Source organism: Streptomyces sp. NPDC006335 (assembly GCF_040612795.1).
GTDB lineage: Bacteria > Actinomycetota > Actinomycetes > Streptomycetales > Streptomycetaceae > Streptomyces.
This window is the reverse complement of the sequence record NZ_JBEXQX010000005.1, coordinates 323074-343748: the sequence shown is the minus strand read 5'-3', so window position 1 is coordinate 343748 and position 20675 is coordinate 323074. Positions and strand designations below refer to the sequence as shown.

General features: G+C 72.4%; 18 protein-coding genes. 9 read left to right on the top strand and 9 right to left on the bottom strand.

Going from position 1 to position 20675, the window contains the following annotated elements:
- The first annotated feature begins 396 nt into the window (after positions 1-396).
- From ABZ098_RS17765 to ABZ098_RS17740, 6 genes are all read left to right on the top strand, one after another.
- Positions 397-1791 carry a Tat pathway signal sequence domain protein gene (locus ABZ098_RS17765; protein ID WP_356592015.1) on the top strand — a complete coding sequence of 465 codons (1395 nt, stop codon included), beginning with the start codon at positions 397-399 and terminating at the stop codon, positions 1789-1791.
- Between the two features lie 314 nt (positions 1792-2105).
- Entirely contained in the window at positions 2106-4166 is a 2061-nt protein-coding gene (gene efeU, locus ABZ098_RS17760) for an iron uptake transporter permease EfeU (RefSeq protein WP_356592013.1), read from the top strand.
- Between the two features lie 50 nt (positions 4167-4216).
- Complete coding sequence (gene efeB / locus ABZ098_RS17755) at positions 4217-5488, top strand: iron uptake transporter deferrochelatase/peroxidase subunit (RefSeq protein ID WP_356592011.1); 1272 nt, start codon at positions 4217-4219, stop codon at positions 5486-5488.
- Between the two features lie 446 nt (positions 5489-5934).
- A complete protein-coding gene (gene dhaK, locus ABZ098_RS17750) occupies positions 5935-6927 on the top strand; it encodes a dihydroxyacetone kinase subunit DhaK (protein ID WP_356592009.1) in 993 nt (330 codons plus the stop codon).
- 37 nt (positions 6928-6964) lie between these two features.
- Positions 6965-7564 (top strand): dihydroxyacetone kinase subunit DhaL, encoded by a 600-nt coding sequence (gene dhaL, locus ABZ098_RS17745; RefSeq protein WP_356592007.1) that lies wholly within the window; start codon positions 6965-6967, stop codon positions 7562-7564.
- Positions 7557-7967 carry a PTS fructose transporter subunit IIA gene (locus tag ABZ098_RS17740; protein ID WP_356592005.1) on the top strand — a complete coding sequence of 137 codons (411 nt, stop codon included), beginning with the start codon at positions 7557-7559 and terminating at the stop codon, positions 7965-7967. The genes dhaL and ABZ098_RS17740 overlap by 8 nt, the downstream gene beginning before the upstream one ends.
- A 34-nt stretch (positions 7968-8001) precedes the next feature.
- Here the strand turns inward: ABZ098_RS17740 and ABZ098_RS17735 are convergent, their stop codons facing one another.
- Positions 8002-8700, bottom strand: a complete 699-nt coding sequence (locus ABZ098_RS17735; RefSeq protein ID WP_356592003.1) for a glycoside hydrolase family 75 protein — start codon at positions 8698-8700, stop codon at positions 8002-8004.
- A 347-nt stretch (positions 8701-9047) separates the two neighbouring features.
- Between ABZ098_RS17735 and ABZ098_RS17730 the strand changes: the two genes are divergently transcribed.
- Both ABZ098_RS17730 and ABZ098_RS17725 read left to right on the top strand, forming a co-directional pair.
- Positions 9048-10028, top strand: coding sequence for a fibronectin type III domain-containing protein (locus tag ABZ098_RS17730; protein WP_356592001.1), 981 nt, complete (start codon positions 9048-9050; stop codon positions 10026-10028).
- A 168-nt stretch (positions 10029-10196) separates the two neighbouring features.
- Positions 10197-10748 (top strand): hypothetical protein, encoded by a 552-nt coding sequence (locus ABZ098_RS17725; protein ID WP_356591999.1) that lies wholly within the window; start codon positions 10197-10199, stop codon positions 10746-10748.
- Between the two features lie 6 nt (positions 10749-10754).
- Here the strand turns inward: ABZ098_RS17725 and ABZ098_RS17720 are convergent, their stop codons facing one another.
- The 6 genes from ABZ098_RS17720 to ABZ098_RS17695 form a co-directional block, all read right to left on the bottom strand.
- On the bottom strand, positions 10755-11297 hold the full coding sequence (locus tag ABZ098_RS17720; RefSeq protein WP_356591997.1) for a PadR family transcriptional regulator: 543 nt from the start codon (positions 11295-11297) through the stop codon (positions 10755-10757).
- A gap of 30 nt (positions 11298-11327) precedes the next feature.
- On the bottom strand, positions 11328-13343 hold the full coding sequence (locus ABZ098_RS17715; protein ID WP_356591995.1) for an NADPH-dependent 2,4-dienoyl-CoA reductase: 2016 nt from the start codon (positions 13341-13343) through the stop codon (positions 11328-11330).
- Positions 13344-13585: 242 nt separating this feature from the next.
- The gene (locus tag ABZ098_RS17710; protein WP_356591993.1) at positions 13586-13954 is read right to left on the bottom strand and encodes a hypothetical protein; all 369 of its coding nucleotides are present in this window, start codon (positions 13952-13954) and stop codon (positions 13586-13588) included.
- Between the two features lie 106 nt (positions 13955-14060).
- Positions 14061-14330: a DUF3040 domain-containing protein gene (locus tag ABZ098_RS17705; protein WP_356591991.1), complete on the bottom strand. Its 270-nt coding sequence runs from the start codon at positions 14328-14330 to the stop codon at positions 14061-14063.
- A 21-nt stretch (positions 14331-14351) separates the two neighbouring features.
- Positions 14352-15587, bottom strand: coding sequence for a cation:proton antiporter (locus ABZ098_RS17700; RefSeq protein ID WP_356591989.1), 1236 nt, complete (start codon positions 15585-15587; stop codon positions 14352-14354).
- 188 nt (positions 15588-15775) lie between these two features.
- A complete protein-coding gene (locus tag ABZ098_RS17695) occupies positions 15776-16648 on the bottom strand; it encodes a hypothetical protein (protein WP_356591987.1) in 873 nt (290 codons plus the stop codon).
- Positions 16649-16910: 262 nt separating this feature from the next.
- Between ABZ098_RS17695 and ABZ098_RS17690 the strand changes: the two genes are divergently transcribed.
- Complete coding sequence (locus tag ABZ098_RS17690) at positions 16911-18992, top strand: SpoIIE family protein phosphatase (RefSeq protein WP_356591985.1); 2082 nt, start codon at positions 16911-16913, stop codon at positions 18990-18992.
- Positions 18993-19020: 28 nt separating this feature from the next.
- Here the strand turns inward: ABZ098_RS17690 and ABZ098_RS17685 are convergent, their stop codons facing one another.
- Together ABZ098_RS17685 and ABZ098_RS17680 are read right to left on the bottom strand one after the other, a co-directional pair.
- A complete protein-coding gene (locus tag ABZ098_RS17685; protein WP_356592343.1) occupies positions 19021-19656 on the bottom strand; it encodes a LysE family translocator in 636 nt (211 codons plus the stop codon).
- Positions 19657-19875: 219 nt separating this feature from the next.
- Complete coding sequence (locus ABZ098_RS17680) at positions 19876-20667, bottom strand: putative protein N(5)-glutamine methyltransferase (protein ID WP_356591984.1); 792 nt, start codon at positions 20665-20667, stop codon at positions 19876-19878.
- Positions 20668-20675: the final 8 nt, after the last annotated feature.

The following is a 20675-nucleotide window of genomic DNA, read 5'->3' as shown; positions in this document are numbered from 1 at the left end:
GTCGGCACCCGCCCACGCCCGAGCGCCCGGAGAGACCTGCCGCCCCGGTCCCGCCGCCCCCGATCCCGCCGCCGGCCCCAGGTCGCGGGCCGACAGCCGCAGACCGGCGACCGGCGACCGGCGACCGGCGACCGCAGACCGCAGACCGCAGACCGCAGACCGCAGACGAGCGGACCCCGTGAACTCGCCCCGCTCCCCCTGCCGTGCCGAGCGCACCCGACCCACCTCAAGACAGAGCCGACCACACCTCGCAGCCCCAGCACCCCAACTACTGCTCCCCTCCCAGCCGTTGACCCGCCTCCGGCCCGCCAGCAGAATGATGCCGCCCCTTTGAGAGCGCTCTCAGACACCCTGAGGCGCTCTCGGACACCCGGCCCGCACCTCCCGAGGAGACCCATGACCGGAAGCCCCCGCCCACCCCTCAGCCGCCGCACGCTCATCGGGACCGGCCTCGGCATCGCGGCCCTCGCCGCGACCGGCAGCGCCACCGGCACGGCCCAGGCGGCGGACAAAGCGGCGGCTCAGGCCACACCCGCGACCTCCGCGCCCCGTCGCGCGCGGGCCTTCCTGGCCGCCGCCATGGACGCCTACCCGGACCACGGCACGATCCGGCTCACCCAGAGCTACACGGACCAGGCGGGCCTGTTCAGCACGGCGTTCACCTACGACAACGCCCTCGCGATCCTGGCCCACCTCACCTCCCCCGCGGGCGAGTCGCGGGCCGTGGCCCTCGGTAACGCGCTGCTGTACGCCCAGACCCACGACCCCGTGTACGACGACGGCCGACTGCGGCAGGCCTACAACGTCGGGCCGTACACGTTCTACGACGGCTCCCCGCAGCCGGACGGGTTCGTCAAGGCGGACGGCACGGCCAACGTGGGTACGCAGTTCGGCTTCACCGGCACCGCCGTGGGCGACATGGCGTGGGCCGGCATCGCGCTCGCCGCGCTCGCCGGGCGGACCGGTGAGCGGCGCTTCCTCACCGGCGCGGTGCGCATCGGTGAGTGGATCGAACGGGTGGGACGGACCGACGAGCCGCTCGGCGGCTACAAGTTCGGCGTCGACGGGGCCGACCAGAAACTGCCGTTCACCTCGACCGAGCACAACACCGACCTGGTCGGTCTGTTCGGGCGGCTCGCCCGGCTGACCGGGGACCGGGTCTGGCGGGAGCGCCGGGCGCGTGCCAGGGCCTTCGTCGAGAAGATGTGGGAGCCGTCGGGGGGCTTCTTCTACACCGGCACCAACGACGGCGTCACGATCAACAGGTCCCCGGTCCCGGAGGACACCCAGACCTGGACCCACCTCGCCCTCGCCTCCCGGGCCCACTCCCGCTCCCTCGACTGGGCCGCGACCGAGCTGGCCGTACGGGACACGGCCGACCGCCCCAACAGCACCGTTCCCTCCGGTCAGTCCTATGAGGGCGTCACCTTCAGCTCCGCGAGCCTGCTGGCGGACGAGGGCGCTCCCATCGCCGACGGCCAGCCCAGGCCGGACCGCAACGGCGTCTGGTTCGAGGGCACCGCGCACCTCGCGCTCGCGCTGCGCCACCGGGGACACGCCGGCGACGAGATGCGCGCCCGCCGCCTGCTCGGCTCGATCGAACGCGCCCAGGACCACCTCGGCGCCGCCCAGACCGTCGGCGGCACGGTCCTCCCCGCCCGCTCCGGGGTCGTCTCGGCGAGCAGCCCGCTCGACACCGGTTTCGGGTTCGGCTACTACCCGTACCGGCACACCGGCGCCACCGCCTGGTACCTCCTGGCCGCGGCCCGCGCCAATCCACTGCGGGGGTGACGGGCGACGGCGCGGTCGCCGCGGGAGCCTCACACCTCCTCGGCGCACAAGGCGCCTGGACGGCACCCGCGGCGACAGGCTTCGACCGGCCCACCGACGTCACGCCTCCCGCTCACGGCACGACCCGAGCCGACCCGCGCCCCCCTGATGACGATCTTTGCTACCCCGTTGCACGGAGATGACCGGATAACTGCTGATCCATGACCGGATAGCTGCCTACCTGCACTCATGATGGTCGGCGTAAGTAAGGCGTGCCTACGCTAACCAGCGACGCGGCGGGCCTTGAACGGCTGTCAGGAAGGGTCGCAGCACCCATGTGGGACGACGCGTTTCCGAGCTTCCTCATCGGACTGAGGGAGGGCCTGGAGGCCGGGCTGATCGTCTCCGTGCTCATCGCCACGCTGGTGCGGTCCGGCGCCCGGTCCCGGCTGCCGCAGGTGTGGACGGGCGTCCTGGCCGCGATCTCCCTCGCCCTGAGTTTCGGCGCCGTGCTGACCTTCACGGCCGCGTCCCTGTCCGCGACCGCCCAGGAGGCGTTCGGCGGTGCCCTCAGCGTCGTGGCCGTCGGGTTCGTCACCGCGATGGTGTTCTGGATGCGCCGCTCGGCGCGCACGTTCTCCGGCGAGATCCGGGAGAAGATCACCGGCGCGCTGGGCATGGGCGCGGGCATGCTGATCGTCACCTCCTTCCTGGCGGTGGGCCGCGAGGGCCTGGAGACCGCGCTGTTCCTGTGGACCACGGCCCGCGCGGCGGGCGAGTCCGCCGGCCCTCTGACCGGTGCCGCCATCGGCCTGGTGCTCGCGGCGGGCCTGTGCTGGGGGCTGTACCGCCGCGTGCTGCACATCAACCTGACCAGGTTCTTCACCGCCACCGGCGCCGTCCTCATCGTCATCGCGGCGGGTGTGCTCGGGTACGGGTTGCGCGACCTCCAGGAGGGCGGGGTACTGCCCGGCGGGACGTCGTACGCCGTCGATCTCGGCGGCAGCGTCGACGCGGGAGCCTGGTACAGCACCCTCGTACAGGGCGTGCTGAACCTGACGCCGACCATGACCTGGCTCCAGGTGGCCGGGTACGCGGGCTATCTCGCGGTCGTGATGCCGCTGTTCCTGCGCGGCGCGCCGACCCGGCCGACGGCACCCGCCCCGCCGGCCCGGGAGGCGGGGCCGGTGCCGAGGACGCGGGAGGCGAAGCCGGTCCGGCCGGTGCCCCTTCGGCGTCGCCCCTCCTGGGTGGTGCCGGTCGCGGTCGTCGCCGTACCCGCGGTGCTGGCGGGAGCGGCCGTCGCCCTCGGCGGTTCGCGGCCCGCCGACGCCCAGACCGTGGCCGTGTCCGGGACGGACTGCGGCAAGGGCTTCACCGCGCCGAAGCCCGGCCGCCGCACCTTCCGGATGCACAACACCGGCGACAAGACGTCCGAGGTGTACCTCATCGACCCGGGCACCGGCGCGGTCTACGGCGAGGTCGAGGGCCTCGCCCCCGGCACCACCCGCGATCTGGCCGCGACCGTCACCGGCGGCACGTACGCCTGGCGCTGTGTGCCCAGCAGCGGCAAGGCGGTCACCTCCCGCGCGGTCCGGGTCGCGGGCGCCGGTGGGACCGCGGCGGCGGTCGTCCCGGTCTCCGCCGCCGATCTGGCCGCGCCGCTCAGGTCGTACAAGGCCTACGTCGAGCGGGGCCTGGCCACCCTCGTCACGCAGACCCGACGGCTCAGTGACGACGTCGGGGCCGGCCGTCTCGTGGCGGCCCGCACCGACTGGCTGGCCGCGCACCGCACCTACGCCTCGCTCGGCGCCGCCTACGGCACCTTCCAGGACTACGACCAGAAGATCAACGGCAGGCCCGACGGACTGCCCGGCGGAGTGCACGACAAGGACTTCTCCGGCTTCCACCGGATCGAGTACGGACTGTGGCACGGCGAGTCCGCGAGTGACCTGGCCGCGCCCGCCCGGCAACTCGCCGCCGACGCCACCGGACTGCGCAAGGCGTTCCCCACCCAGGACTTCGATCCCGGCGACCTGCCGCTGCGCGCCCACGAGATCCTGGAGAACACCCTCCAGTTCGAACTGACCGGCGACGCCGACCAGGGCAGCGGCACCGAGCTCGCCACCGCCGACGCCAACCTCACCGGCACCCGCGAACTCCTCACCGTCCTGCGGCCGTTGCTGACCAGCCGCGCTCCACGTCTGCTGCCCACCGTCGACACGGACATCGCCCGGTTCCAGAAGCTCCTCGACTCCGCGCACCACGGCGGGACCTGGACCCCGGTCGACCGACTCGACACGACCGCGCGGGCCCGGCTGGACGGGGCCACCGGACAGCTCCTGGAGGACCTCGCGCCGGTGCCGGACCTGCTGGAGATCAGGAAGTCCGCGTGAAGAGCGACGACCACGAGCACACGCACGAGCATTCCGGAGGGAACCACCCCATGCCGTCGACCGAAGCATCAGGCTGTCCCGCGGGCGCCGGCCGCCGCTCCTTCGTGCGAACGGCCCTCGGCGCCTCGGCCGCGGGCGCCGCACTGGCCGGCGGCGCCTTCGCCCTGAGCGCGAGCGGCGGCACGGCCGAGGCGCGGGCCGCGGACGCCTCCGGTGCCACGAAGGTGCCCTTCCACGGCGTCCACCAGGCGGGCATCCTCACCCCCGCGCCGGCCGCGGCCACCTTCGTCTCCTTCGATGTCATCGCCGACGACCGCGCGCAACTGGCGGAACTTCTGCGGACGTTGACCGCGCGCGCCCGGTTCCTCACCACCGGCGGCGTCCCCACCGACCTCGGCGTCGGCGCCCCGCCCTCCGACAACGGCATCCTCGGCCCGGACGTCCCCGCCGACGCCCTCACCGTCACCGTGGGCGTCGGAGCCTCGCTCTTCGACGACCGCTACGGCCTCGCGAAGGCGAAGCCGCGCCGGCTCACCCCGATGCGGACCTTCCCCAACGACAACCTGGACCCGGCCGCCTGCCACGGCGATCTGTCCCTCCAGCTCTGCGCCGCCCGTCAGGACACCGTGCTGCACGCGCTGCGTGACATCGCCAAGCACACCCGGGGCGCCCTGCAGATCAAGTGGCGGATCGACGGCTTCCAGAACGCCCCCCGCCCCAGCGGCGCCCAGCGCAACCTGCTCGGTTTCAAGGACGGCATCGCCAATCCGGACGTGACGTCGGCCCGGGAGATGAACCGGCTGGTGTGGGTGGGCGACGGCCAGGGCGAGCCGGGCTGGGCACACGGCGGCAGCTACCAGGTCATCCGCGTCATCCGGATGCTCGTCGAGTTCTGGGACCGGGTCTCGCTGTCCGAGCAGGAGCTGATGTTCGGCCGTCGCAAGGACACCGGCGCCCCGCTCGACGGCTCCAGGGAGACCGACGTCCCGCACTACGCCAAGGACCCGCACGGCACCGCCATCCCCCTCGACGCGCACATCCGCCTCGCCAATCCGCGCACCACCGCGACCGACAACTCCCGTATCCTGCGCCGGGGTTACAACTACGACCGCGGCATCGACGCCGTCGGCAACCTGGACATGGGCCTGGTCTTCTGCTGCTACCAGCAGGACGTGAAGCGGCAGTTCGAGGCCACCCAGACCCGTCTGATCGACGAGCCCCTGGTCGACTACATCTCCCCGACCGGCGGCGGCTACTTCTTCGCCCTGCCCGGAGTCCGCGACTCCACCGACTGGCTGGGCCGGGCCCTGCTCACGGCGTGACGGCCCTGCGGTACTCACCGCACCCGTCCTCGGTGCGGGGGCGAGCAAGATCGTGCGGGGAGACACGGATCGAGCTGTAGGACGAGACCGGAGCCCTGACGCCGCCACGAACGGACGCCTGCCCGTCCGCGAGGCACTGCGTGCACCGCGCCACCCTGCTCGTGCGCCCGGAGATCCCCAGGGGCCGCCCGGGAGCGGCTCCCGGCACGGTCGACGCGACCCTCGGACCGTCGACGCGCCACCTGCGGCTTCGGCGGTCCGAGGGCCGGGCACGCCCAGGTACCCCCCGCGCACGTGACCTTCACTGCCGCAAGGTCGATACTGCCGACAGGGGCGCTTCCGCTTCCGGCCGCCGCGGACCGCCAAGATCGCCTACTGGCCACACAAGGCCTGAACTGTTAGAACGCAGAGCACGAGCCCACCCGTCGTCCCACCCGGAGGTACCCATGAAGATGTTGATCAACGTTCCGGAAACCGTGGTCGCGGACGCCCTGCGCGGCATGGCGGCCGCCCATCCTGAATTGACCGTGGACGTCGAGAACCGGGTGATCGTACGGCGGGACGCCCCCGTCGCCGGGAAGGTCGCCCTGATCTCCGGCGGTGGCTCCGGGCACGAGCCGCTGCACGGCGGCTTCGTCGGACCCGGCATGCTCTCGGCGGCCTGCCCGGGCGAGGTGTTCACCTCCCCGGTGCCCGATCAGATGGTGCGGGCGGCGGCCGCCGTGGACAGCGGGGCCGGTGTGCTGTTCATCGTGAAGAACTACACCGGTGACGTGCTCAACTTCGACATGGCGGCCGAACTCGCCGAGGACGAGGGCATCCAGGTCGCGAAGGTCCTGGTCAACGATGACGTGGCGGTGACCGACAGCCTCTACACGGCCGGCCGGCGGGGCACCGGCGCCACGCTGTTCGTGGAGAAGATCGCGGGCGCCGCGGCGGAGGAGGGGCAGCCGCTGGAGCGGGTGGAGGCGATCGCCCGGCAGGTGAATGAGAACTCCCGGAGTTTCGGCGTCGCGCTGAGCGCGTGCAGCACGCCGGCCAAGGGCAGCCCGACCTTCGATCTGCCGGCCGGAGAGCTGGAACTGGGCGTCGGCATCCACGGCGAGCCCGGCCGGGAGCGGCGGGCGATGATGACCTCACGGGAGATCGCCGACTTCTCGGTGCACGCGATCCTGGACGACATGAGCCCGCGCAACCCCGTGCTCGTCCTGGTCAACGGCATGGGCGCCACCCCGCTGCTGGAGCTGTACGGCTTCAACGCCGAGGTGCACCGGGTGCTCGCCGACCGCGGGGTCGCCGTCGCCCGCACCCTGGTCGGCAACTACGTCACCTCGCTCGACATGGCCGGCGCCTCGGTCACCCTGTGCCAGGTGGACGAGGACCTGCTGCGCCTGTGGGACGCGCCGGTGCGGACGCCGGGGCTGCGCTGGGGAGTGTGAGCAAGCGATCAACGTACCGACCACGCAAGGAGATCCAGTGCTCGACGCCGACTTCTTCCGCCGTTGGATGACGGCGACCGCCGCCTTGGTCGACCGTGAGGCGGAACGCCTCACCGCCCTCGACTCCCCCATCGGGGACGCCGACCACGGCAGCAACCTCCAGCGCGGGTTCACCGCGGTGGCCGCGGCCCTGGAGAAGGAGGCCCCGGACAGCCCGGGAGCGGTCCTCGTCCTCGCCGGCCGCACGCTCATCTCGACGGTGGGCGGCGCTTCGGGGCCCCTGTACGGGACTCTGCTGCGGCGGACCGGCAAGGCGCTCGGGGACGCCGGCGAGGTCGGTGCCGAACAGCTCACCGAGGCGCTGCGGGCGGGCGTGGAGGCGGTGATGACGCTGGGCGGGGCCGCCCCGGGCGACAAGACCATGATCGACACCCTGGTGCCGGCCGTCGACGCGCTCGGTGCCGGCTTCGCCGCGGCCCGCACGGCAGCCGAGCAAGGGGCCCTGGCCACCACGCCGTTGCAGGCCCGCAAGGGCAGGGCGAGTTATCTCGGCGAGCGCAGCGTCGGGCACCAGGATCCGGGCGCGACCTCGGCCGCCCTGCTGATCGCCGCACTCGCGGAGGCCGCGGGTGAGTGACGGGAGGCTGGTCGGAATCGTGCTGGTGTCGCACAGCGCGGCGGTCGCCGCGTCCGTGGCGGAACTGGCGAAGGGGCTCGCGGGCGGTGGCACGGAAGTGCCCGTCGCCGCGGCCGGGGGCACGGAGGGCGGCGAGCTCGGTACGAGCGCGGAACTGATCGCCGGCGCGGCCGCCGCCGTGGACCGGGGCGCCGGGGTCGCCGTCCTGACCGACCTCGGCAGTGCGGTGCTCACCGTCAAGGCGCTGCTGGCGGAGGGCGACGAGCTCCCTGAGGGCACACGGCTGGTGGACGCCCCGTTCGTCGAGGGAGCGGTGGCCGCGGTCGTCACCGCCGCGACCGGGGCGGACCTCGCGGCGGTGGAGGCGGCGGCAGCGGAGGCGTACGACTACCGGAAGGTGTGACCCCGCCCGGCACGACGGCCGGGCTGCGGCGGGCTCATTTCCCCTGGACGAACAGTGCGGCCAGTCGCTCCCCCGTGGCGACGGCGGCGGCATGGTCCTCGATCGGCTGCACCTGCGTGTTCCTGAAGACGATGTAGGTGACGCCGGAGGGCGTGCCGCCCCCGCGCGGGTCGGGACGGATCCCGAGGGCCTTCGCGGTGGCGTAGGACGCCTCGCCGATGATGTGGCCCGGCCCCACGTCCCCGACCACGGCGTACTGCACCCGGTCCCCGTACACGACGGCCGCGACCGCGCCGCCGCGCACGCCGTGGGCGCGGTGGTCCCAGATCCGGCTCGGGGCCGGCACCACGATGTAGGGCAGGGTTTCGGCGCTCAGGTAGCGGCCGTCGGACTGCTGGAAGGCGGTGGCGTCGGAGAACAGCGGGTCGGTGCGGCGGTTGCAGCGGCTGCCCGGCCGGCCGTCGCAGTCGATGTCCATGTCGGCCTTCCAGAAGACGGCCTCCCGGGTGCCGCAGACCGGGATGGTCGCGGCCCTGCCGTCGTCACTGCGGTAGCGGCCGCGTGAGACGGACTCGCACTCGCGCACCCTGGCCAGCAGGTCGGCGGCCGCGACCCGCCCCTCGCGCCGCACCGCCGACTCCGTCCGGGCGACGGCGTGTTCAGTGGCGGGGGGCGCCGTGGGGGCGAGCAGAGCGGCGCTTGCCGCGGCCAGCGTCAGCGACTGGACACGCACGATGAGGGACCCTCTCCTCGGGGGCATTGACGGACACTCAGCCCAATCTGATGCCGCTTCAGCCGAGCGGCCACCGCAGAGGGCCGGACGGGGCAGGGGCCGGGGGCCCGAGCCCTCGACGAACCCCGGCCACCCGGCCACCCGTACGGCGCGGGGACAGCGACGACAGCGGTCCGCGCCACCGGCACGAACTCCGTTTCCCTCGTGGAGAGTTCGGCCGTGAGGGTCCTCAGCATACGTAACCCTCCCGGGCGCGCCCCACACGGTCCGCCCTCTTGCCGCGGGCAGGCGACCGGCGCCATATTGGTCCGGACCATTGCCGTGGCGTTGTCCCGGGAGGGGGAGACGTGCGAGGTGTGCCCGCGTCCCTGTGCCTCTGCGCCGCGCTCGTCCTCGTCGGTTCGTGCGGGTGGGCCGGGCCGGACGACACCGAGAGCGGCGGGCTGCCCGCCGCCCCGGTGGGCGTCACCGCCGCCGCGGGCAGCGCGACCAGTGTGCACGTCATGTGGAACGCCGTCGGCGCGGGGATCGAGCGCTACGAGGTATATCACGGCCCCACAAAGGTGCAGGACGTGCCGGGTTCACAGCACATGGTGGATGTCACCAGGCTCAAGCCCGCCACCCCGTATGTCTTCACCGTGCGGGCCCGGGACACCGAGGGGCGCCTCGGCCCGCCCAGCCGTGAGGTGCGGGCGACGACTCCGGCGGCCACGGCGGCGGACCGCTCGGCCCCGACCCGCCCCGGCGAACTGCGGGGCCGAGCGGTGGGCAGCCGGGCCGTCCAGTTGAGCTGGGCCGCCTCGACGGACGACCGGGACGTGGTGTCGTACGACATCCATCAAGGGAGCACGAAGATCCACAGTGTGGGTGGCGCACAGACGGCGGCCGTGGTCACCGGGCTGCGTCCGGGCACCCGTTACTCCTTCACCGTCCGGGCCCGGGACGCGGCCGACAACCTCTCGCCGGCCGGGAACGCCGTCCGCCTGACGACACCGGGCGGCGACGACGGCCGGGACACGGCACCGACGGAGTTCCGTGCGACCACCCGGCGGGAGGCCGACGGCACGTACCACCTCGACCTGTCCTGGATGCCGCCCCGGACGGACGGGGTCGTCACGGAGTACCAGGTCCACCTCGACGGCAGGGCTGCCACCTCGCTCGTGTTCGGCGGGACGCCTCCGCGCGGGAGGACGACGTACAGCTTCTATCTGGGACGCGAGGCCGGGGAGAGGCACCGGGTGCGGATCCGGGCGCGGCTGTCCGACGGCACCTGGGGTGGGCTGTCGGCGGAGCGGTCGGTGACGACGGGCGCCGCGGCTCGCCCCTGACGGCCGTTCGCGTCCGCACCGTCGGACGGGCAGTCAGTCACCTGTCCGGCGCAGCCCCGCGTGCGGGCCGGGCACGGGGCACGTTGGCTGTCCCTGAGGCAGCACGGGCTTCCCCCACCTCGGCGGTGCCACGGATGTACCGCCAACCGTGCCGCCGGAGGGCAGTCCATGCGCACTGAACAGCTACTTCTCCGCTCCGGCCTGACCGTCGCGGCCGTCGCCGCGCTGCCGCTCGCCCTGACCGCCGGGCCGGCCGCCGCGGGGCCCGGGATCTCCGTGAGCACCTCCGGATCCACGGTCTCCGTGACGACCACGGCCTGCTCCCGCACCGCCACCACCGGCGGTTGGGGCACCGCCTCGCTCCTGACCAGCAGTCAGGCGAACTTCAGCCAGGGCCGTCAGGTGGCCCTGTCGGGCACCACCTCGCTGCAGTCCGCGGCCTGGTCGAACGTGAGCCCCGGGACGTACACCGTCATCGTGATGTGCGCCTACAACAACAGCACGGCGGGCACCCAGTCGATCATCGTCTCGGGGTCCGCCACGCCCACCATCTCGGCGACGGCCACGGCTTCCCCGTCCCGCGGTGTCATGGGCGGCCTGGGTGGCGCCAGCGAGGACTACGGCACCCTGACACTGGTGGCCGGCGGCGGGCTGGTGGCGGTCGGCGCGGTGGCCGCGGCGTGGTTCCTGCGTCGCCGTTCGCGCCCGTACCGCCTCTGAAAGCCTTCAGCGGTCCGGGAGTTCGGCGAACTCCTCCAGCGCCTCCGTGAGCCACTGCGTCCAGAAGGTCTCCAGTTCGATGCCCGCGCGCAGGACCAGGTGCTGGAGCCGGGCCTGCGCGCTGTCGACGCCGGGTGGGAAGTCGCGCTTCTCGATCTCCTCGTACTCGGCCAACTGCCGCCGGTGCAGGTCGAGATGGCGGCGCAGGTCGGCTTCCAGGCCCGCCGTGCCGACGACGGCCGCCGCGCGCAGCCGCAGCAGGAGTGTGTCCCGGTGCGGCTTGGGGTCCTGCGCGGCGGCCGTCCAGCGTTCGAGTTCGGCGCGGCCCGCGGGCAGGACCTCGTAGCTCTTCTTCTGCCCGCGGGTCGGCTGGGCGGCCGGAATGGCCCGGATGTGGCCCTCGGCCTCCAGTTTTCCCAGCTCGCGATAGATCTGCTGGTGCGAGGCCGACCAGAAGTAGCCGATCGACTTGTCGAACCGGCGGGTCAGGTCCAGCCCCGCCGACGGCCTTTCGAGCAGTGCGGTGAGGATCGCGTGCGGGAGTGACATGTGGTCATCCTAGGGACGGCGCCTGTTCGTCTAGAGAGCCGCCGCGACCTCGGTGCCCTGCTTGATGGCGCGCTTGGCGTCCAGCTCGGCGGCCACGTCGGCTCCGCCGATCAGGTGCGCGCTGCGGCCCGCGGCGACGAGCTCCTCGTACAGGTCCCGGCGCGGTTCCTGCCCGGTGCACAGCACGACGGTGTCGACCTGAAGGACGGTGCTCTCCTCGCCGACGGTGATGTGCAGTCCGGCGTCGTCGACACGGTCGTAGCGCACGCCCGGGACCATGGTGACGCCCCGGTGCTTGAGCTCGGTGCGGTGGATCCAGCCGGTGGTCTTGCCGAGCCCGGCGCCGACCTTGCTGCTCTTGCGCTGGAGGAGGTGCACGGTGCGCGGCGGGGCGGGGCGTTCGGGGGCCGCGAGTCCGCCGGGGGCCATGTAGTCCATGTCGACGCCCCACTGGCGGAAGTACGTGGCCGGGTCCTCGCTCGCCTTGTCGCCGCCGTCGGTGAGGAACTCGGCGACGTCGAAGCCGATGCCCCCGGCGCCGAGGATCGCGACCCGGTCACCGACGGGGGCGCCGTCGCGCAGCACGTCGAGGTAGCCGACCACGCTCGGGTGGTCGACGCCGGGGATGTCGGGGGTGCGCGGGGTGACACCGGTGGCGACGACGACCTCGTCGTAGGCGTCCAAGTCGGCTGCGGACACAGGGGTGTTGAGCCGTACGTCCACGCCGTGGGCGTCGAGCTGGTGGCGGAAGTAGCGGATCGTCTCGTCGAACTCCTGCTTGCCGGGGACCCGGCGGGCGACGTTGAGCTGGCCGCCGATGTCGCTCGCGGCGTCGAACAGGGTGACGTCGTGGCCGCGTTCGGCGGCGGAGACCGCGCAGGCGAGACCCGCGGGACCGGCTCCGACGACCGCGACGCGCTTCTTCAGCCGGGTCGGGGAGAGCACCAGCTCGGTCTCGTGGCAGGCGCGCGGGTTGACCAGGCAGGAGGTGATCTTCCCGCTGAAGGTGTGGTCGAGGCAGGCCTGGTTGCAGCCGATGCAGGTGTTGATGGCCTCGGGACGCCCCTCGGCCGCCTTGTTCACGAACTCCGGGTCGGCGAGCATCGGGCGGGCCATCGACACCATGTCCGCGTACCCGTCGGCGAGCAACTCCTCGGCCAGTTCGGGGGTGTTGATGCGGTTGGTGGTCACGAGCGGGACCGACACCTGGCCCATGAGCCGCTTGGTCACCCAGGTGTAGGCGCCGCGCGGGACGGAGGTCGCGATGGTGGGGATGCGGGCCTCGTGCCAGCCGATGCCGGTGTTGATGATGGTGGCCCCGGCGGCCTCGACGGCTTTGGCGAGGGTGATCACCTCGTCGAGCGTGGAGCCGCCCGGGACGAGGTCCAGCATGGACAGCCGGTAGACGATGATGAAGTCCTCGCCGACGGCCTCGCGCACCCGGCGCACGATCTCCACGGGGAAGCGCGTGCGGTTCTCGTACGAGCCGCCCCAGCGGTCGGTGCGCCGGTTGGTCTGAGCGGCGATGAACTCGTTGATGAGGTAGCCCTCGGAGCCCATGATCTCGACGCCGTCGTAGCCGGCCTGCCGGGCGAGGCGGGCGGTGCGGGCGTAGTCGTCGATGGTCCGCTCGACCTCGGCGTCGGTGAGTTCGCGGGGCACGAAGGGGCTGATCGGCGCCTGGAGGGGGCTCGGGGCGACGAGGTCGCGGTGGTAGGCGTACCGGCCGAAGTGCAGGATCTGCATCGCGATCCGGCCGCCCTCGCGGTGCACGGCCTCGGTGATGGTCCGGTGCTGGTCGGCCTCCGCGTCGGTGGTGAGCTTGGCGCCGCCCTCATAGGGCCGCCCCTCGTCGTTGGGCGCGATGCCGCCGGTGACGATCAGGCCCACTCCCCCGCGCGCCCGCTCCGCGTAGAAGGCGGCCATGCGCTCGAAGCCGCGCTCGGCCTCTTCCAGGCCGACGTGCATGGATCCCATCAGCACGCGGTTGGGCAGGGTGGTGAAGCCCAGGTCGAGCGGGTTCAGCAGGTGCGGGTAACGGCTCATCGGGCCCCTCCGTCGCGGTCTCGTGCCTCTCTGTTGTAGAGGACCGCGACGCGTTTGTGCAACTAGTTGCACAACAGGGGAAGGGTGATCCGAGCCACGTCGGCGGCCCAGGTGATGGCCGACGTCAAGGTCGCCCAGACAGCGGTGGTGCCGGTGCGGCAGGGCTGATCACGCAGTGGTGGCCGGTCGCATCCCTCGGGGCGCGACCGGCCACCACGGCCTCGTAAGAACCCGGCAATCCGTCAGCGGCTCTCCAGCCGCACATGCAGCTCCCGCTCCTGATCCCCCGACGCGGACGAAAGGTCCCGCACCGTGAACATCGAGTCCAATGTCGTCCGCAGCTTCTCGATGGCCCAGTAACCGCCCTGCGCATCCGCCTCGACGGAGGAGGACAGCGGCGCGGGCGGCGGGCAGGAGCGCGCCTCGGTCACTTCGAACGTCCCCATCCACACCATCGGCCGCGTCTCGTGCAACTGCTGCGGCACGTCGTCCGCACCCCGGTCGGACTCGAAGCACGCGGACAGCGTGTCGAAGACGATCCGCGCGTCCTCCGCGCTGCATCCGCTGATCTCCAGGGAGACGGACTCCTCGTGTGCCTGCTCACGATCCATCGTGGTCGCTCCTCTCGTGGCGATGACCGGACCGCCGGGTTCCCCGCGAGCCGCGCCACACCCCCAGAAAAGCACCACCTTTCCCGGAGCACTACCGGCGGCGGTGTCAGCGCGGCGGGCGGTCCCGGTGCGGGTCGAACAGGGGGACGGCGATTCCGGCGAGCACCAGGCCCGCGGCCACGAGGATCCCCGCGGGCAGAGCCGTGCCCGCGGCCAGGAGGGACAGGGCGAGGGTGAGGGTCCCCCAGGCTCCGGTGCGCCGGTACTCGCGGGGCCGGGCGGGGCGGCCCGACCCCAGCGCGCGGACGAACCGTGGGTCGTCACGCTCCAGCCGTGCCGCGAGTTCGACCAGGTGTTCGTCGTCGGGCTGGCGCATGACTCCTCCTTCACACGGCCCCTACCGTTCGGCGTCCGCCCCCACGGCGACGGGGACCGGCGCCGGTGCGGTGTCGTCCTTCCGCTCCCGGGCACGACGTGAACCCAGCACCCGGGCCAGCAGATGGGCCCGCCCCGCGGCCACGGGGCCGAGAACGGCCAGGACAAGGACATACCCGGCGATGAACGGCGCCAGTCGCGCGTCGAGCCCCGCGCCGGCCGCCATCGCGCCGAGGATCAGGGCGAATTCGCCGCGGGCCACGAGGGTCGTGGCGATGTCGGCGGCGGGCTGGGCGCCGTAGCCGTAGAGGCGGGCGACGAGCAGGCCGGCGACGACGTTCATCACGACGGTCACGGCGGCCGCCGCGGCGACGGGTCCGGCGACGGACGTGACGACTCCGGGGTCGATGGACAGCCCGAAGGCGAAGAAGAAGATCGCGGCGAAGGCGTCGCGCAGCGGGTGCACCAGTCGGCGGATGCGGGGTCCTGAGGGTGTGCCGGCCAGGATCAGGCCCACCATGAACGCGCCGATGGCGTCCGCGACACCGAGCACCTCGGAGACTCCGGCGACGAGCACGGCGGCGCCGAGGAAGCTGATGACCAGGAGTTCGTCGTCCCGGACCTGGACCAGTCGGCCGATCCAGCGGGTCCCGTACCGGGCGGCGGCGGCCAGCACCAGCAGGAACCCGAAGGCCTTGCCCGCCTGGAGGAGCACCTCCAGCGGTCCGCTCGCGCCGCCGATGACCGGCTGGAGGGCCGCGAGGTAGAGCGCGAGGAAGATGTCCTCCACCACGATCACGCCGAGGATCAGCCGGGTCTCGGGACGGCCGATCCGCCCCAGGTCGATGAGGATCTTGGTGACGATCGCGGACGAGGAGATGCCGAGGACCCCGGCGAGCACCAGCGCCTCCCGGCTCCCCCAGCCCAGCGCGAACCCGAAGCCGAGTCCGGCGCCGACGTTCGCCGCGAGGTAGATGCCGCCCGCCGCGAGCAGGCGCCTGCCGCCGGTGCGCAGGTCGTCGACGTGGAACTCCAGGCCCAGGTAGAACAGCAGCAGCACCAGGCCGAGCGCGGAGAGCATCTCGAAGTCGTGCGGGTCCTCGACCAGGACCAGGCCGGGGGTGTGCGGACCGAGCAGGATGCCGGCGAGCATGAACAGCGGGATGGTCGGCAGTCCGATGCGGCCGCCGAGGCGGGCGAGGAACGCGGCCGCCAGGAAGGCGCCGCCCATGGCGAGCAGGGTGTCAGCGTGCCCCACGGGTCACCTCCCCCGGCGGCGCGGAAGGACGTGCGTGCTGTGTCTCAGGGGGTTGTGTCTCACGGGGATGGATGCGGGGTCTCCCTTGCTGTGGTGGGTGTTCGTGCCACCGTCGCATCCGGCCCCCGGGCCCCGCCATCGGTGCCGACCCCCATTTCTTCGGGGGCCGGCACCTGCCCGTCAGGGGCTCAACTCCTGGTGAAGCGGTAGGTCTTGCTGTCCGTCAGCACACAGAAGCCGGGGGAGACGACGATCACGCGCAGGGTCCCGGTACGGCGGTCGTAGTCGATGCCCTCCGCCTCGAACGAGCCGGAACAGGAGCTGCGCAGGGGCAGTTGGCGCAGTGCCGTGACATGCCCGGTGACGTTCGCCGAGCCGGTCGGGGCGGCGGACAGGCCGACCTGGAGAAGCGGCTTGGTGTAGCCGAAGAGCGTGCCCGCCGGGTCGTCGGAGGAGCACAGCAGCTGGGTGGCGCTCAGGAAGTCGCAGCCCTGTACGTCCCGGACGGCGTGGTCGAGGGTGACGGTGGCCGCCTGCGGGAGGTTCGCCGAGGGAGAGGTGCTCGTGTTGACGCCGGGCGTGGGGAAGACCAGGAAGCGGGTCATGGTGCCCCACTCACCGGAGAGCATCCACTGCCCGTCGGGCGAGACCGCGACCCAGGAGTTGTTGAGCGCCTCGCCCGGGCCGAGCGTGTGGACGTACTCGGACCAGGTCCCGTTCGGCGCCTGCACGCGGTACATCTTCGCGGTGCCGGAGTCGGCCTGGTAGGGCTCGATGTAGTGACCGTCGTAGGAGGCGTCGGGGTCGCCCACGTGGTTCCAGCCGCGGACGGAGACGCCGAACGGGATGGTGCCGATGCCGGTGTACCGGTTGGCGGATCCGGCCGGGACCTCGACCGAGGTGAGGCCCTGGCTCTCGGTGAGCGGGTCGGCGCGGTCGGAACCGGCCTCGGTCCAGGTGTCCGCGGCGGAGGCCGGCGCGGCGGCCAGGAGGGCCGTCGCGGTGAGGGTGACGAGGGCGGCGAGGAGCGCGTGACAACGCTGTCTGGCGCGCAGGGGCATGGATGACTCCTGAGGCTCCTGGAGCGGGGGTGAGATGGGTCGGCGCACAGTCTGGCGCCCCCACGGCAGTCATGTACAGGCCAATCGAATGAACAAGCGGCCTTCGTCACCCCGGCGCACTTCACCGGACGCGCCCCCTCGTGTTGAGGGATGGTGGAAGAACACGACCGCGTGGTCACGGAGACGGTTGAACGCGGTAGAACAAGGGGAGTCGGCACGGGGGTACGGCGTGCCGCGAGGACGGTCTAAGGCGGTTCGTGCAATGGGTGCAGCCGGAATACCCGCGTCCGAGGGCGGAGAGCCAGTGCGCGGGGCCGTACGGCCGAGCGGGCTGCTCGACGAGTTGGGCATGGCCTCGGTGGTGCTGGACGCCGGGGGACGCATCGTGCTGTGGAGCCCGCAGGCGGAGGAACTGTTCGGCTACAGCGCGCAGGAGGCGCTGGGGCAGTACGCCGCCCATCTGATGATCCACGAGCAGCACGCCGACCTGGTCGTCAAGCTGTTCGCGGACGTCATGGAGACCGGCCAGAGCTGGGCCGGCGCGTTCCCCGTCCGGCGCAAGGACGGCGGCACCAGGCTGGTGGAGTTCCGCAACATGCGGCTGCTGGACGACCACGGCGACGTCTACGCGCTCGGGCTGTGCGCGGACCAGTCGACCGTGCGCCGCCTGGAGCGGGACGTGGCACTGTCGACCCGGATGGTCTCCCAGTCCCCGATCGGGCTGGCGGTCCTGGACACCGAGCTGCGGTACGTCTCGGTGAACCCGGCGCTGGAGCTGCTGAACGGCGTGCCGGCCGAGGAACACGTCGGGCGGAAGATCGGCGAGGTGCTGCCGCATCTCGACGTGGCCGCCTTCGAGGCCGCCGCCCGGGAGGTGTTGCGGACCGGCAAGCCGCTGGTCGACCAGCACACGGTCGGCCGTACGCCCGCGGATCCCGACTCGGACCACGCCTGGTCGGTCTCGCTGTACCGCCTGGAGGACGCGCTGGGGACCGTCCTCGGGGTGGCGGGCTCGGTCCTGGACGTCACCGAGCAGCATCTGGCGACCGTGGAGGCCGAGACGGCCCGGCGCCGCCTCGCGCTCGTCGCCGACGCCTCCGCCCGTATCGGCACCACGCTCGATCTGGACCGCACCGCGCGTGAGCTGGCCGACGTGGCCGTGCCCGAGCTCGCGGACGTCGCGGCCGTGGACCTGCTGGAGGCGGTGGTCCAGGGCAGACCGAGCACCCTGCGGCCCACCGAGCCCGCCGTGATGCGCCCGCTGGCCGTCGACGCGGCCGGCGCCCCGGAAGCGCTGGGCGCCGCCGATCCGCCCGGGCAGGTCGCCCGGTACGCCCCCGAACGCCTGGTCACCGAGTGCGTGCGCACGGGCAGCCCGGTCCTGGTGGCGCAGGTCGGGCCGGAGGACCTCGCCCGCATCGCCCGCTCACCGGAGGCGGCCGCCCTGCTGGCCAGGGCCGGAGTGCACTCGTATCTGGCGGTGCCGCTGATCGCGCGCGGCGAGGTGCTCGGCGCCCTCGACCTCAAGCGCGTCCACAATCCGGAGCCGTTCGGCGAGGACGACCTGCTGCTGGCGCGGGAGCTGGCGGCCCGGGCGGCGGTGCAGATCGACAACGCCCGCTGGTACCAGGACGCCCGCAACACCGCCCTCACCCTCCAGCGCAGCCTGCTGCCCAGCCACCCCTCCGTGACCGGCGGCCTGGAGGTCGCCTCCCGCTACCAGCCCGCGGGCGCCACCGCGGAGGTCGGCGGCGACTGGTTCGACGTGATCCCGCTGGACGGGGGCAAGACCGCGCTGGTCGTGGGCGATGTGATGGGCAGCGGCATCAACGCCGCCGCGACCATGGGCCGGCTGCGCACCGCGACGAACACCCTGGCCTCCCTCGACCTCGACCCGGCCCGGCTCCTCGAACACCTCGACCGGATCACCGAGGACCTGGACCACTCCATCGCCACCTGCGTGTACGCCGTGCACGATCCGCGGCTCGGACAGTGCCGGATCGCCAACGCAGGCCATCTGCCCCCGGTACGGCTGCGCCCCGGCCGTCCGCCCGAACTGCTCGAACTGCCCACGGGGGCGCCGCTGGGCGTGGGCGGTGTCGCCTTCTCCACGACCACCGTCGACCTGGCACCCGGCGACCGGCTCGTGCTGTACACGGACGGTCTAGTCGAGACCCGACAGCATCCGCTCGACGAACGTCTGGACGCGCTCCTCGACCTCCTCGACAGCCCCGACGGACCGCTGGAGGAGGTCTGCGACCTGCTGCTGCGCACCCTGCACCAGCCGGACAACTCCGATGACGTGGCGCTGCTGATCGCACGGGTGCAGACACCGGTGACGTGAGGGACGTACGCCCTCGATTCAGCTGGGCCTAAGAGCTCGGTCCGGCAAGGAGGATCTCGACAGTGATCGCCGTCGCCAGCACGACATAGACGGTGCACGCGGCATAATTCAGCACGGCCGTCGCTTTCATGGAGCCGGTGAGTCGTGTCTGGAAAAACCCCGACAACACTCCGACACATCCGTAAAGAATCACCTCCATAAGGACGTTGATCAAACCGAGAACAGCCATCTGCAATTCGGGATTCCCGGCACTCCCCAGGAATTGGGGGAGCACTGCGAGGTAAAAGAGGATAATTTTCGGATTCGTCAGACTGACCAACACCCCCCGCAGATACCACCCACCTTTCACGATGGTTCCGTGCCCGTTGATCGCACGGCGCGCGTTTCGCATCGTCACGTACGCCAACCACAGCAGATAAACGGCACCCAGTATCCTCACCGCGTCAAGCACCGACGGGTGCGATCGGGCGACCTCCCCCATCCCGGCAACGACGGCGGCGGCATAGAAGCTCATGCCCGTCCCGATACCGAGGATGGCTTTCAGCGCGGACAGTCGACCACCTTCAAGACCCACCGCGAGCATGTAGGCCATATCAGGTCCGGGCGGAGCGAGAAAGAGCAGGATCACCGCGATGTAGCCCGGCAGTACCGCTAAATCCACCATCGTCAAACAACCTCCGGCTTTGGCGGGGCGCCCCAGGATCCCTCGCCACCCGACAGCGATCGATCCGCGCCGAGTAGCCCCGGTCGGCGGCCGGAAACCTGCTGCTGGAGGTCCGAGGGCAGCCGGAAATGGCGGCCGCGCTTCCTTCGGTGGGAAATGAACACGTGTGGTAAATCGCGAGAAGAAGGCACGCTTCCTCGCCCACGCGCAATGGCTGAGCTACCCCCTGGTGCCGGTGACGACGTGGGCGTACAGCTCCTCCGAGACCGCCAGGCGGGACGTCAGACCACTGCGGCTGAAGGCGTCGAGGGCGGCGGCGGCCTGGCGTTCGCTGGTCTCGACGAGGAGGCAGCCGCCGGGGGCGAGCCACCGAGGGGCCTCGGCGGCGACCCGGCGCAGGACGTCCAGGCCGTCCGTGCCGCCGTCGAGGGCGACGAGGGGTTCGTGATCGCGGGCCTCGGTGGGGAGGAGGGCGACCTCTTCGGTGGGGACGTAGGGGACGTTGGCCGCGAGGATGTCGACGCGGCCGCGCAGGTCGGCGGGGAGTGCCTCGAAGAGGTCGCCGGTGTGGACCCGGCCGCCCGCGTCGGCGGTGTTGCGGCGGGCGCAGTCCACCGCGGCCGGGTCGATGTCGGCGGCGTGCAGCTCGACCGGCCCCAGGGCGGCGGCGAGCGCGGCGCCGACCGCACCCGAGCCGCAGCACAGGTCCACGACGACGGAGGCGTCCGGCACCAGGGCGAGGGCCTGGTCGACGAGGAACTCGGTGCGGCGGCGCGGCACGAAGACGCCGGGGGCCACGGTGACCCGCAGTCCCCGGAACTCGGCCCAGCCGACGACGAGTTCGAGGGGGTGGCCGACGACCCTGCGGTCGACCATGTCGGCCAGTTCGTCCGGGGTACGGGCGGCGGCGAGGATCAGCCGGGCCTCGTCCTCGGCGAAGACACAGCCCGCGGCGCGCAGGGCGGCGACGACGGCGTCAGGGGAAGCGAAGCGGGGTGAGAGTGAGGGCATGGAAGCCG

What these genes read in the sequence shown, in the direction of transcription:
- ABZ098_RS17765 (WP_356592015.1), top strand. Translation starts at nt 397, where the DNA reads ATGACCGGAAGCCCCCGCCCACCCCTCAGCCGCCGCACGCTCATCGGG.
- efeU (WP_356592013.1), top strand. Translation starts at nt 2,106, where the DNA reads ATGTGGGACGACGCGTTTCCGAGCTTCCTCATCGGACTGAGGGAGGGC.
- efeB (WP_356592011.1), top strand. Translation starts at nt 4,217, where the DNA reads ATGCCGTCGACCGAAGCATCAGGCTGTCCCGCGGGCGCCGGCCGCCGC.
- dhaK (WP_356592009.1), top strand. Translation starts at nt 5,935, where the DNA reads ATGAAGATGTTGATCAACGTTCCGGAAACCGTGGTCGCGGACGCCCTG.
- ABZ098_RS17725 (WP_356591999.1), top strand. Translation starts at nt 10,197, where the DNA reads ATGCGCACTGAACAGCTACTTCTCCGCTCCGGCCTGACCGTCGCGGCC.
- ABZ098_RS17720 (WP_356591997.1), bottom strand. Translation starts at nt 11,297, where the DNA reads ATGTCACTCCCGCACGCGATCCTCACCGCACTGCTCGAAAGGCCGTCG.
- ABZ098_RS17715 (WP_356591995.1), bottom strand. Translation starts at nt 13,343, where the DNA reads ATGAGCCGTTACCCGCACCTGCTGAACCCGCTCGACCTGGGCTTCACC.
- ABZ098_RS17710 (WP_356591993.1), bottom strand. Translation starts at nt 13,954, where the DNA reads ATGGATCGTGAGCAGGCACACGAGGAGTCCGTCTCCCTGGAGATCAGC.
- ABZ098_RS17705 (WP_356591991.1), bottom strand. Translation starts at nt 14,330, where the DNA reads ATGCGCCAGCCCGACGACGAACACCTGGTCGAACTCGCGGCACGGCTG.
- ABZ098_RS17695 (WP_356591987.1), bottom strand. Translation starts at nt 16,648, where the DNA reads ATGCCCCTGCGCGCCAGACAGCGTTGTCACGCGCTCCTCGCCGCCCTC.
- ABZ098_RS17690 (WP_356591985.1), top strand. Translation starts at nt 16,911, where the DNA reads ATGGGTGCAGCCGGAATACCCGCGTCCGAGGGCGGAGAGCCAGTGCGC.
- ABZ098_RS17685 (WP_356592343.1), bottom strand. Translation starts at nt 19,656, where the DNA reads ATGGTGGATTTAGCGGTACTGCCGGGCTACATCGCGGTGATCCTGCTC.
- ABZ098_RS17680 (WP_356591984.1), bottom strand. Translation starts at nt 20,667, where the DNA reads ATGCCCTCACTCTCACCCCGCTTCGCTTCCCCTGACGCCGTCGTCGCC.